At 49.3% G+C, this 12,988-nt stretch carries 13 protein-coding genes; 1 reads left to right on the top strand and 12 read right to left on the bottom strand.

Going from position 1 to position 12,988, the window contains the following annotated elements; translation table 11 throughout:
* From HGA34_00265 to HGA34_00215, 11 genes are all read right to left on the bottom strand, one after another.
* Entirely contained in the window at window positions 1-657 is a 657-nt protein-coding gene (locus tag HGA34_00265; protein ID NTW21963.1) for a class I SAM-dependent methyltransferase, read from the bottom strand.
* Between the two features lie 14 nt (window positions 658-671).
* Window positions 672-1,361, bottom strand: a complete 690-nt coding sequence (locus HGA34_00260; GenBank protein ID NTW21962.1) for a glycosyltransferase family 2 protein — start codon at window positions 1,359-1,361, stop codon at window positions 672-674.
* The gene (locus HGA34_00255; protein ID NTW21961.1) at window positions 1,330-2,589 is read right to left on the bottom strand and encodes a glycosyltransferase family 39 protein; all 1,260 of its coding nucleotides are present in this window, start codon (window positions 2,587-2,589) and stop codon (window positions 1,330-1,332) included. Before HGA34_00255 ends, HGA34_00260 begins: the two co-directional genes overlap by 32 nt.
* Entirely contained in the window at window positions 2,579-3,205 is a 627-nt protein-coding gene (locus HGA34_00250; GenBank protein NTW21960.1) for a class I SAM-dependent methyltransferase, read from the bottom strand. Before HGA34_00250 ends, HGA34_00255 begins: the two co-directional genes overlap by 11 nt.
* A gap of 26 nt (window positions 3,206-3,231) precedes the next feature.
* Window positions 3,232-4,836, bottom strand: coding sequence for a hypothetical protein (locus tag HGA34_00245; protein NTW21959.1), 1,605 nt, complete (start codon window positions 4,834-4,836; stop codon window positions 3,232-3,234).
* Entirely contained in the window at window positions 4,833-6,674 is a 1,842-nt protein-coding gene (locus HGA34_00240) for an FkbM family methyltransferase (protein ID NTW21958.1), read from the bottom strand. The genes HGA34_00245 and HGA34_00240 overlap by 4 nt, the downstream gene beginning before the upstream one ends.
* Window positions 6,674-8,089 (bottom strand): glycosyltransferase, encoded by a 1,416-nt coding sequence (locus tag HGA34_00235; GenBank protein ID NTW21957.1) that lies wholly within the window; start codon window positions 8,087-8,089, stop codon window positions 6,674-6,676. Before HGA34_00235 ends, HGA34_00240 begins: the two co-directional genes overlap by 1 nt.
* A 1-nt stretch (window position 8,090) precedes the next feature.
* Entirely contained in the window at window positions 8,091-8,492 is a 402-nt protein-coding gene (locus HGA34_00230) for a GtrA family protein (GenBank protein ID NTW21956.1), read from the bottom strand.
* Window positions 8,493-8,553: 61 nt separating this feature from the next.
* Entirely contained in the window at window positions 8,554-8,802 is a 249-nt protein-coding gene (locus tag HGA34_00225) for a helix-turn-helix domain-containing protein (GenBank protein NTW21955.1), read from the bottom strand.
* A 103-nt stretch (window positions 8,803-8,905) separates the two neighbouring features.
* Entirely contained in the window at window positions 8,906-9,763 is an 858-nt protein-coding gene (locus tag HGA34_00220) for a hypothetical protein (GenBank protein NTW21954.1), read from the bottom strand.
* Between the two features lie 63 nt (window positions 9,764-9,826).
* Window positions 9,827-10,729, bottom strand: coding sequence for an NAD-dependent epimerase/dehydratase family protein (locus tag HGA34_00215; GenBank protein NTW21953.1), 903 nt, complete (start codon window positions 10,727-10,729; stop codon window positions 9,827-9,829).
* A gap of 152 nt (window positions 10,730-10,881) precedes the next feature.
* Between HGA34_00215 and HGA34_00210 the strand changes: the two genes are divergently transcribed.
* On the top strand, window positions 10,882-12,081 hold the full coding sequence (locus tag HGA34_00210; protein NTW21952.1) for a glycosyltransferase family 4 protein: 1,200 nt from the start codon (window positions 10,882-10,884) through the stop codon (window positions 12,079-12,081).
* Window positions 12,082-12,132: 51 nt separating this feature from the next.
* Here the strand turns inward: HGA34_00210 and HGA34_00205 are convergent, their stop codons facing one another.
* Window positions 12,133-12,987 carry a hypothetical protein gene (locus HGA34_00205; protein NTW21951.1) on the bottom strand — a complete coding sequence of 285 codons (855 nt, stop codon included), beginning with the start codon at window positions 12,985-12,987 and terminating at the stop codon, window positions 12,133-12,135.
* Window position 12,988 lies beyond the last annotated feature (1 nt).

Here is a 12,988-nt window from a genome sequence, read left to right as displayed (position 1 = left end):
TTATTTTGATAACCTCACTACGAAAACGCGTCCGAATAGCGAGGCGACGAATCTGCTTTTGGTATAAAATCTGATGCCGGTCTTCGGGATCTGGCAGTCGGCATGGAAATCACCGAGCTTCAGTCCGGCCTCGGCGATGAAATAATCAAGCAGCTCCAAACTCATCACCGAGTGATGCTTGCATTGCCTGCAGGCCCTATAAATACTGGATTGCGGAGAGTAGCCGAACAGCGCCTTGATCCTGGTCAGAATCCACATGTCGTTAGGCGTGGTCAGATAGACGCTGCCGCCATCATTAATCACCCTTCGGGATTCGGCCAGCAGTTGGATCGGGTCGAAAACGTGCTCCAGGATATCCCCCATCCACACTGCATCATACTCGGCATCGCTGAACGGCAATCCGCCATCGACATCGACCTGTCGGGCATCGATTCCCTTCTGCCTGGCCAAATCGACACCGACCTGGGAAAAATCTATTCCGACGACCGCGTATCCCATTTCTTTCAACTTCATGGATATGCTGCCTTCACCGCAGCCGATGTCGAGCAGCCGCCCATTGCCCTTGCCCAACATATCCAGCATCAACCGCTCCTCTCGCTCGACCTGGGTCGTCTTACCTGATGAATATAAATTGTCTTCTCTTTCACTCGGCTTCATATTATTGATGTTCGCTACTTAATGAATCGATATTTTATCAAGACCCAGATCGCCTCAAGGCCGTCATGCAGCTTGATCTTCTTGCCTTCATCAACGGACCTGGGATAATAATTAATAGGCACCTCAAGTATCTTGTGACCCTGGCGTGCGACTTTGGCAGTTACCTCAGGGCAGAATTCGAACTTCTCGCACTTCAGATCAATACTCTTCAAAAGGTCGGCCTTGAAAACTTTGTAGCACGTCGGCTCGTCCGTAATTTTCAGTCCATACAGGAGATTAGCCATCACGCTCAGCATACGGCCGCCGAAGTAATAAAAAGCGCCGCCCTTCTGATTCTTGTTCAGGTACCTTGAGCCATAGACCACGGCGGCTTCGCCATCTATTATCGGCTTGACCAGCTTGTAGTAATCGTTCGGGTCGTATTCCAGGTCGGCATCCTGGATTATGGCGATGTCGCCCGTCATCTGCGCGATGCCGCTCCTGATAGCATGGCCTTTGCCGTAATTCTTGTCATGGAATATCTTTACCGCTTCGCCGGGGTAGTCCTTGATCATTTCCCTGGTACCGTCTGTCGAAAAATCGTCGATAATCACGATTTCCTTCTCGACGCCAAGCGATGACAAGTCAACGGCTTCCACCTTGGCCAAAAGCTCCAATATGGTCGTTTTTTCGTTAAACGCTGGGATCAGTATTGATAGTTTCATTCTTGTATTTATTCCTGATTAATTCAAAGGCATATATAGCTAAAATCACATGTAATGGGAAGGTTGTCAAATGGTAGCGCTCGTCGACATAAAGCATGGAATGGGCCAATAAGCTGAAAGCTGAAACCGTGGCCACCAGAATCATCGGGTGGCTTTCCTTGTCCTTGAAGCGCCGCAAAACCAGAGCGGAACCGGCCAGGAACAGGAGGGACAGGATTATCTTGCTATACTTATACGCTTGGAATAATATCGGAAAAACGACATCGAGCAAAAAGGCATTCTTGCTGCCTCCGCGAAACATCACCATCTCCTTGAAGTCTCTGACAGTGGAAAGGAATTTGCCTGCCTTATACGCGAACAGCTTGGCGGTCGTGCCGGGATTTTCCTTGATCGATTTGAAGGCCAGGCTTTTGAGATATGCGTCATACTCGATCTGGCTCATGTTTCCAGGCGGAGCGATCTTGGTAACGACATCGTACCCCGGCCAGACGGCTTTGAATTCGGGATAATTGCCGCCGAACAGCACCGGACCGAGTCCGACGCCGAAAGGCAGCGGCGTGCCGAAGGCCTTGTAGTTGCGCCCGATCCACGCCCCCCAAACCAAAACTATCGGCAGCATGAATAATGCCAAACTCTTCAGTGCCGCCCCTCTGGGTAACGCCAGCCAAACGAAGGCAACGTATAATGCTCCAGCTGGCGCGAAAATCGGTTTGGTCAAAAAGAAAAATACGAAAGCCAAGCCGCTCCAGAAGAACATCCGACGATCATTAGATTTGGCACCTTTCAATAGGAATATCAGAGACAAAAGAAACAGGACCACGGCATAAGTTTCCGAATAAAGAAACAGATTATAATAGATGAATAGCGGATAGAGGGCCACGAGGGCAGCTGCCCAAAGAGCGGTCTTGTCTTTACCGGTCAAAAGGCGTGAGAGCCAGAAAGTCAGCCACACTGTCAGCGTGCTTAAGAGCACCTGGAAAAAAATCACCATCTGTTTGCCTTGTCCGAAAAACTTATATAAGACCGCCAGGAATACCGGATAGCCCGGTGGGCGTTCGATGGATGGGTTGATGCCATCCCTGGAATACTGCAGATGCTCGGCCAAACTGATGCCGAGGTCGCGGTATTGCGGTGCATCATTTTCCACCGGATAGCTCAAAAAGAACATCGGCACCAAGCGGATGATGAAGGCCAAGGCAATAATCGTTAGCAGAAGCTTATTTTTCATTCTTGAAGGCTAATAAGTTGAACAGATTGAGCGGACGAATAAGCGGAAGGCTTTTTTTAGATACCAACGCGAACTTCGCGCCTTTGAAAAATTTCTCTATCTGATAGATATTCAGCAGGTGCGGACTGGCTGCTGGCCCCTCGATGCTGGAGAAGGTACCTTTGATAACCCATCGGAGAAGTTTGTAGATCGGACTCTCGGTCGGACCGCTGATAATCAAGAGGCCGCCGGGCTTCAGGACTCTTGCCAACTCCGAACCTGGCTTGGACAAGTCTTCGATATGCTCCAGAACATCGAGGCAATAAGCCGCATCGAACGTGTTGTCAGCGTACTCAAGCCGGTTGATGTCACCGACTGACACCTCGCCTTTGACCTTGCCTTTCAAAGCGAGCACATCCTTGTCGTTATCCATGCCGAAGGTTTGCACGCCAGCATATTTCCCTTCAATCATCTTCATCAGCAAACCTTCGCCGCAGCCGACGTCGAGAATCTTGGCGCCATCCATCTTTAAAACCGTCTCCGACAACGAGATTGAAGTCGCCAAGCGCTTGTGGAACAGCCAGGTCACGAGAAAGTTATTCGAATGATACTCGGGGACGATTTTTTCCAAATCCATATTGTTTATTCTTATTAATTCGATTCTTAAAGTGACAGCTCAATGATCTTGTCGCGGCCGCCGCGCGTGCCGTCGATCATCTTCTGGCTGTCAGCAGCGCTGCGGTAATAATATTCCAAGATCAAAGGCGGCAGGTCGTGCACGTTATCTTCAAACTCTTGAACGGTTTTGAAACGATATCCGGACACGTCTAAATCATATGCGTTCATGGTTGTGGTGTAATCCCTGACGTAGATGATATTCTTTTTGCCTTTGGCCTGCTCCTGCCAAGATGACGGCTCATACACGCCCTCTACGCGATAACCAGGCAGATAAACGCGATAGACCGGCGGAATCGAGGTCAGTACCAGCGTCGAATCCTTGTCGTATTTTTTCGTGATCCACCGGGCAATCTCCTGGAAATTCGTCTTTAGTCCGTATATCGCCCGATAGTTGCGATAATTGATCCCTGCTCCGATAACCAGGACCAGAATCAGGATTGCTGGCGCGATTCTTTTTGCGCTGTTACGGCGAGTGGTCAGGAAATGCTGCAAAGCTACAGGGATGGAGAGATAAACCAATGGCAGGATGGTTACGAAATTGCGAGGGAATTTAAGATATGACAAGGAAAAGAAGACAATGAAAAAATAGGCCAAAACGAAGATGTAGCCATATCTTATCTTTCTGATATTAAGGAGTATCCAGAACAGGGCGGCAGCGAGCAGGATAGAAAAAACTAAACCTTCGGTCTGGAACAATAGTTTGAAATAGTACAGCGGCTGGTCCAGGGCGAATCCCTTGGTGCTGCTCACGCCGCTAAGCTGATTGATCACCTCCTGGAAATACGAATAAAGGCGCTGATCGCCGCCCAGGGCGACCAGATTCTTGTAGCTAGCCAGGAATACGCCCAATCGGGTAATCGCCTCCCAGACCAAGGGCAGAAAAAGGAAATTGCTGGCGAAAGTCAGATAATCGCTGACTGGTTTTTTGGTTTTAAAAAGATGAAACAAGACGAACACGCAGATAAGGAAAACAACGGGTAGGATATTGTAGTGGCTCATGAGCAAGAGTGAGAGGAAGACCGATGCTATTTTCAACTCCCGGCGCTCGCCTTTGTCAACGAAGCGCAGAAGATGGAAGACTGTCGCCAGTAAAAGGAAAGCTGATAAATACTGCGACAGCCCGATGCGGCCGTACATCAGGAAGAGAGGCGAAATAATCAACAGCAGGGTTGAAAAGAACTTCAGGGTCTTATCGATACTGAAAAAATCCTGGATGCGATAGAAATAGATTACCGTGCCAGCACCCGCTAGGAGATTCAAAAGCCTGGTCACGAATTGTGCCGGGACGAACGCGTCAGCCAGCACGGCCGGCAAGATGTAGGATGGCCTGGCCGAGGTGTAGATGTTGCCGTAGTCGGCCATGAGCTGCCCCAGAAAGCCTGAGCCGAACAGCCCGCGCCAATTGGTCAGAGCTTCGTGGATAATGCTGGAATAAGTGTTAACGACTACGACGAAAAGCGCCTCGTCAAAATGGACCAGCCCTTGTCTGAAAAAATGATAGGCGGCGACCGCAAAATAAACCGCCAACAAACCGGCCAACGGCCGGTTTGCCTTGAAGCACTCCTCAAGATGGCTGGTCAGCTTACTCATTTGATCGCCAGATAATCAAGATAATAAAGCTTGGGGTCGCCCTTGATCTCATATGTAAAATCCTTGTCGCTGCCGAATTCCGTAAGCCTGTAGCCGAGGCTCTTCAAGAAATCCAGATATTCCTCTGGGGCCACACCGGCCTTCTCTAGGCCATAAGGCCAGAACTCGCCGATGATCGACAGGCTGTTTCCTGCCAAAATTTTGGCCATCCCCTTGATAGCGAAGAAGTCATAGCCCTGGATATCGATCTTGATGAAATCGACTTTCGGCTGATCGGCTAAGAAATCATCGATGGCGACGCAATCGATCTCTTCGATAGTCCTTCCCTCTCCGATATCATATGTCTGATGATCGACATTCAGATCCTTCGATTTGTACAGCTTAATCTTGCCGGTCTTCTCGCCAACAGCCTTGTCGATCAGTACGACATTATCTAATCCGGCGGCGTATTTCTTGAGCAGGTCGAAATTCCTTTTTTCCGGCTCGAAAGCGTAGACCTTTCCGGTCTTGCCGACCAGCTTCGAAAGCAGAATGGTGTAAAAGCCGATGTTGGCTCCAATGTCCACGACGGTCATGCCTGGATTGATCTTGTCGCGCAGAAAAGCGATCTTGTCACGGTCGGAAAAACGCTTGTACATGAAATAAAGCGGCTTGTAGAGCCACTGGATACTGAAGAGCCGATTGGCTAGTTTGAATAAAAACATAATCAAATTCTTAACCCACATCTGATCCATGCAGGGTCTTTCTATTGTAACATAGAAAAATAAACTCACTAACACCGTTGCCGGCAGGATGATTAAAAGCTGAACCATGACCACCACCGGCAAAGCGCCCCCCCCTCCGGTGAAAATATGGATGCTCTTATTGCCGACTGCCGAAATCACCAACTCGTGCCACAGATATATGGTGTAGCACATGCCGCCTATCGCGGCCACGAGGCTGTTGCTGAATATCTTTTTCCAAAGCCCTTCGGACAAAACCAGGAGATAAAACAGGAAAATCGCGGCCAAATAAATGAACTGATAGTACAGCGGCTCCCCAGCCCTAACCCCGATGAACTTATCCGAAATCGGTAGATAGATTATCAAAATCAGTAAGCAAACGCCGGCGAGACCGTTCAAGCTCTTGGACCAAGTCTTGGTTAGCCCGCTCAGATAAAAATCGACCAAAAGATAGCCGACCAGGAAATATTGCAGAAAATTATATAACGAGCGGTGGTCGGTCGGGAAAAAGGCCTGGATTGCCGGCAATAAGAAAATCAGGCCGGCTAGCAGCGCCCTTCTCCTTTTGGGCGATAAGCCGAAGACTGCTGCGATAAAAGGGGCCAAGAGATAGAATTGCATCTCTATCTCCAGCGACCAGGTCACCCCGTTGACCCAAGGCAAGGTATCAAAGAAATTATGCAGATAAAAGACCGAGGCGAGCAATCCGGGAAACAGCCCGGCGAAATCGTACTTATGCTTGATAATCAGCAGGAAGAAGGTCGCGAACAGCGCGATCATGTAAGGCGGCTCGAGCCTGGTCAGCCGCCGCAGATAGAACTTTCTGATATCGACCTTGGCGCCGCCCTTGAGCAGGTGCTTGGCGAACGGCAGAGCCAGGATGAAGCCGCTGATTACGAAGAATAATTCCACCCCTTTGAAGCCGTTTTCAAAGAATCCTCTGAAAATCGGATAACCGAGCTCGCCCGGATATGGATATTTGACCAGGACGAAGCCGTAGACGTGGATGCAGACGACCATCAGGATCGCTAGGAATCTCAAGCCGTCGATTTCCGGCATGAAGAAGCCTGAATTGGTCTTGCGCCTAATCCTTTTGTCCAGGAAATCCTTGAGCATCAGATGAATTTAATCTTTTTCATGGCAAAGAAACACATCTTCAAAAGGATCCAGCCGTGGCGGAAGCGCGAGATGTTGGTCTCGCCGTAGACGCGGGCCTGATATCTGATAGGCAAATCGACGATCTTGAGATTGAGCTTGGCGGCGCCGAAAAGCAGGTCGAAGTCGCCGAAAGGATCGAAGTCGCCGAAGAAGCTCCGGCCCTTGATGATCTTCTCGTACTCTGTCCGGCGCAGGACCTTGGTGCCGCAGAGGGTGTCCTTGATCTCCTGATCCAATAGCCAGCTGAACATCGAGCTGAAGAACTTGTTGCCCAAGATGTTCAGGAAGCGCATCGAGTCATCCTCAAGCTGGTAGACCAGGCGCGAGCCGTTGATAAATTCTCCGGCCGACTGATTGAGCGCTTCATAGAACTTAGGCAGTTCCTCCGGACGCACGGTCAGGTCGGCGTCGAGGATCATCAAGATGTCGCCAGTCGCGTTCTTAAAACCCTTACGCACGGCATCACCCTTGCCCTTGCCTTCTTGGACGAAGACTTTGATGTCTTTATCCGGGTAAGCCGCCTGGACCCGCTTCATCTCTTCCAGCGTATCATCTGTCGAGTTGCCCTCGACGAAGATAATCTCAGTGTGTGAACCCATATTAGGCACACGCTTGACCGCATCCTCGATATTTCCCTTCTCATTGCGTGCTGGTATGACAACCGAAACCGATTCGGGCGCGATCGTGGAACTGTATTTTTCCGCCCGCTGGCGGGCGACGCAATAATTGACCAAGCACAGACGCTTGATTAGCGGCATCTTGGCCAGATACTTGTTGAACAGCCACGACAGCACTGGTATATATTTAGGAATCAGCAGGCGCTGGCCGGTCTTAACGATTTCGAAACCGGAGAGGTACAGCAAATTTTCCACGTCGTGCTTGGTGATCCAATTCTGCACCGGCTGAGGCATCTTGAGGCCAATCTTCTCGGCCAAGGCCATGACCGGCTCCCAAAGATAATTGTAATAGGTAATCACGATTCTCGACCCATGATCAGATACTTTGTGAAGTTCCTTAAAAACACCCTGGATGTCATCAAAAAAGCTGATCATGTCGGACAGCAGGATATAATCAAATTTCTCATCTATTTTAATATTTTCCGCGTCGGCGACCTCGAAGCGCAAATCCGGATATTTCTTGCGTGCGATACCGATCATGCCCTCGCTGATATCGACTCCCAGCCCCCTGGTGGGCTTGAGGTGCGCTAAAACGTCGCCGGTCGCCGTGCCGATTTCCAAGACCGAAGCCTCTGCCGGCACAATGAAACGCATCAATGATTTGATGTCGTCATGATAATAGCTGCTTCTGGCCCGCCACTTGTCGCGCTTATCCGCGATTTTGTCGAAATACTCTTTTACGTCTTTTTTAGGCATATTATTCTTTGTAGACCCAGTGTTTATAAAGGAAAAAGTTCCACGTCACCATCATGGCGATGCTGCCCATGCGGACTAGACGGTAGTCGAACCCCAGCTTGTGGTTGAAGAGATACATGGAAGCGACAGCGAAGGTGTAGTTGAATCCGGCCAAGATTGCGAACCTGACAATCTGCTTATGCGGCAGGGATTTCTCCTTGAACGACCAATACTTATTCAGGGTAAAGATATAGATCAGCAAAAAAATCTGATTGACGACGACTGCAGTCAGAGGTTCAAAGCCCCAAATCTCCTTGAGATAGATCAACGTGCTCATGTCAATGACCAGCCCCGAAGAGCCGACAATGAAATACTTGCCGAACTGCCGGTAATTCGTCTTTACGAAGTTCAAGATGCGTTCCATTTTTTGTTGTGAATATTAATTTTAAAATCCCTGCTATCAAAATAAAAAAGCCGCCGAATACTTACCAGCTGCTGGTCTTTTCGATGACTTTCTTCTTCAGATTCAAATATTTTTCAATAGCTTTCTTCTCAACTTTGGGAGACACTAATCGCAAGAGCTCCAGCCCCAAGATACGGTATTGTTTGCCGACCTTATTGGCCTTGATTAGCCCGTTTTTCAGCATCCGTTTCATGGTGCTATTACTGATCTTAAGCAATTTTTCTGCTTCCTCAGTAGTATATACGGCGTTTGGCAAGATTTCTTGAGTCATTCTTATATTATATTTTAGGTGTCACTGGGTGTCAATAAGAACTGGCCGTCTTGCCGGCTTTGAAAATTAACACAAATTTATTTAATGTTAGGTAAAAAAATTATTAATAACTTTCTCTTATTTTCTCACCATACACCTCCTTCAACAACTCCAAGTTTTTCTGGCTTTTCAGCAATAAGTCAATATTCTTATCCCTAATGCTCCCTAGGACCTCCATTCCCGGCACATCACCGACAACTGATTGATATAATCGTGCGAAGGCCTCGAAATCCTTGATGAAGCAATGCCCGCCGGCACCGCGGCCGCTGTCGTCAACAGGGTTCATGTGGCTCTTGCCGATTCTCGGATCAGCCGAGACCATGTCCCTAACCTTTTCCCAGTCGCAGCCAGACTTATCGGCCAGATCATAAAGCAAATTCGCATATATGACCTTGATATACAAAAATACATTAGCGCCATACTTTATCAGTTCAGCCTCCTTGGATGAACAAATCAGTTCGAAAGGCGCTTTCGGCAAGACGCTAAGCACTCTTTCGGCCCGTGTCCGATATTCCTGATTTTCAATCGGTATGCCGATAATGTTTCTGGTCGGATTGGCCGCGTCATAGGCGGCAGTCTTTTCAACCAAGAACTCCGGCGAATGCATAACGAATACGTTTGGATAACGCTGTTGCAACGCCTCGGTCGTTCCGGGTAAGATTGTCGATTTGATGACAGCCGTGCTGCCGGCACCGACATTCTTCAGCGCATCGCTGACATAACTGTCATCGAATCCGTCGGGCGTAGTCGGGGTCGGCACGGCAATGAAAACAATGTCGCAAGCGGCGATTTTTTCTCCGTTGCCCGAAAATTCCTGCTCTAATGAATAGCGGACGACGTCATACCCCCTTTTTTCAAAGTCATTGGCATAATTGCGGCCGATCCAGCCTTGGCCGATGAATCCGATACTTGTTTTCCCCATATGGCAAATAAAAAAACCTCCTATTTCTGATCAGGTTTTTATGAGAATGATTTAATTCGCATCTTATGCCAGGCCGATTTCCTTCTTGTGCTCCTCCAGCCATTCCGGCAGATTGACCGTCGGCTCCCAGCCCAGAAGCTCTTTGGCCAGGCCATTATCAGCCAACGTGACCTTGGGCTCCAGCCGCTCTGGCAATGGTGCGGTCGGGCCGCCGATTATAGCCGCAACCTCATTGACACTGAAATTACGGCCGCGGCCGATGTTGATGGACTCGCCCTTGCTAACGCCGCTCTCGGCGGCCATGATATTAGCGCGGACAATATCGATGACTGAAGTGTAATCGCGCTTCTGTTCGCCATTACCGACTATGGTCAAGGGTTCGCCGGCCAGCTTCTGGCGGATGAAGATGCCAATGACCAGTGTGTAGGCACCCTCCAGCGGCTGGCGATAGCCGTAAACATTGAAATAGCGCAAGCAAACGGTAGGCAAACCATAGACTTCGCTGAACAGGCGGCAATAGAATTCCCCGCAAAGCTTCTGCAAAGCATAGGGAGACAATGGGTTGGTCGGCATACTTTCGGTCAAAGGCATCTGCTCCTGGTTGCCGTAAACGGAAGATGAAGAGCTATAGACCACCTTCTTGACTTGCGCATCGCGGGCGGCCACCAAAACATTGAGGGTGCCGGTCAGATTGACCTCATGGGTGGTCACCGGATCCTGGATCGAAGGCTGGACCCTTGGCCAAGCCGCCAAGTGAAAGACGTAATCGATACCGGCAAAAACCGGCTTGATGGCTTCAAGGTCGCGGATGTCAAGCTGATGAAAGGCGGCTGCCGGGTTGATATATTCCCGTTTACCTGCTTTCAAGTCGTCGATTATCACGACCTCATGGCCGAGCTTGACCAGCTGGTCGACCAGATTGGAGCCGATAAAACCGGCGCCGCCGGTAACTAAACATTTGCTCATATTTTTGAAAAATTAGAATAAAAATGCTAAGATAAAAGGGCTAAGAGCTTTTTGTGCGGCCGGGAATTCATGTTCCTTGGCCGTAAATAAAGAAAACCGCGATCGGTTTCTTACACTAATTATCGCCAAAAAGGGAGGTTAAGTCAATAAAAATGAAAAAGAAGATACTTTACATTACCACTGAATCAGAATTAGGCGGGTCACAGCGTTATATCCTGGACCTGGCCAGAAACCTGAAAAATGAGTACGACATCGTCGTAGTATTCGGCAGTCAGAACGGCGATGGCGAATTCGGCAGCCTATTGGAAAAGGCTGGCATCAACTATTTCGTCTTGCCGCACCTGGTCCGCCGCATGTCCCCTCTTCACGATTTTTTGGCTTACCGCGCCATCAAAAAGCTGATACGGGATATCCGGCCGAACATCGTGCATCTGAGCAGCCGCAAGGCTTCAACCATCGGCTCGTTCGCGGTGCATTGCCAAAAATCAGGATCAGCCAAGCCGCTGGTCGTCTACTCGCCGCACGGCTGGGCCTTTAACGAGCCAGACAGCTCGCTGTCCCAAAAAATATTCCTAAGACTGGAGCGCTACACCCAGAAATACAAAGACAAGATTATCTGTATCAACAAATCATACATTGAGCAGGCGGAAAAACTGCTCCATATCGACCCGCGCAAACTCTCCCTGATCTATCACGGGATCGACATCAAGCAATATCAATACTACGCCAAAGAAGACGCCAAAAAGAGGCTCTTCAGTCTGATCGAGAATGCCCAGATGCCGGACGAGAAGACCATCCTTGTCGGCAGCATCGGCAATCTCTACCCTTCCAAGGGCTACTATTACCTCATCAAGGCGATGCATTACCTCATCATCGATTACGGCTTCCCGATTACGGCCATCCTGATCGGCGAAGGTCCTGAGCGAGGTGATTTGGAAGCCCGCATCATAAAATTCCACCCGATGGATTACAACGCCATGGATGGCAATGTCAGCCAAAAAATCATCTTGGCCGGTCGCATCGCTAACGCCGCCGAAATTCTCCCGGCTTTCGATTTTTACGTCTCAACCTCCCTAAAGGAAGGCTTTCCTTACACCATACTCGAGGCGATGGGCGCCGGTTTGCCGGTCATCGCCACTCGCGTCGGCGGCATCCCGGATATGATTACGGATCAGGTTAATGGACTCTTGATTGATCCGCAAAATTCAAGAACCCTAGCATCCAAAGTCGCTGAACTCATAAACGATCCAAGCAAGAAGCAACGCCTGGCGACCCAAGCCCAACACGATGCCAACCACCTGTTCAAGTTCAACAAGATGCTCGAACAGACCAAGAAAATATACGAAGGCTAAGATATAAAAACAGGACCGACTCGGCCCTGTTTTTTTATTTACCTGAACAGGTTATTTCTTAAGTTTACCCTCACCCAAAGGATTGAAACCGCCACCGACTTCTTCACCGTCAGAATGCTTGTCGCCGTCAGTATCCGCCTTGACCGGGCTTGTCAGATATTTTTCCATCTCCTCCCCGTCCTTGAGCCCATCACCATCCGTATCGGCCTTGAAAGGATTTGTACCATAGCCGATTTCAGTCGTGTCGGAAATGCCGTCTTTGTCGGAATCCTTGGGAGCGCTGGCTGAGGCCATACGGCAGCTGCTCTTGATATCCTTATCCTTCACCGAATCGCAACCCGTGCCGTCGCCCGTTATGGCCAGCTTCGAGTTGACCAGATCCAGACATCGCTGCTTGTTCGGCTCAGCGAAAGGCTCACATGACTTGATATCGCTCAATCCGGAAAATATCTGACTGAAACAGCTCTCGGCCACTTCGCTTGATTTGAAGGCGGCGCAGAATTCATTGGAAATTTTCTTTGTTCCTTCGCGAAAAACTAGGAATTCTTGGCAAACTGTCCGTTTGTTGAAATCAAGGATCCGTTCACATATTTTCTTATCTGAAGTCACCTGAGCGACGGAATACAAACAGCTGTCCAAAACCGATTTTTCAAGCTGGAGGCAATCGTCCGGACTCTTCGATTTGACTGCCTGGGAGATGATGGCATAACCGACCGAGACTTCTTTTTGAATCTTTTCCTCGGCCTGCTTCTTCGCAAGGCGAGCCGCTTCTTCTGCTGCAGCTACTTGACTTCTATCCTCTTGTACTTGGCGATACCGCCAATAGCCGAACGCCGTGCCAGCTATCAAGAGCGCAGCTAAGCCGATTACTAATGCTTTCTTCCTTGAAGTTGGTATTGTTTCCATA

The organism is Candidatus Falkowbacteria bacterium, from assembly GCA_013336275.1.
Lineage (GTDB): Bacteria > Patescibacteriota > Patescibacteriia > Patescibacteriales > GWE2-39-37 > JAAXUA01.
This window is presented reverse-complemented; position numbering and strand designations above follow the sequence as displayed.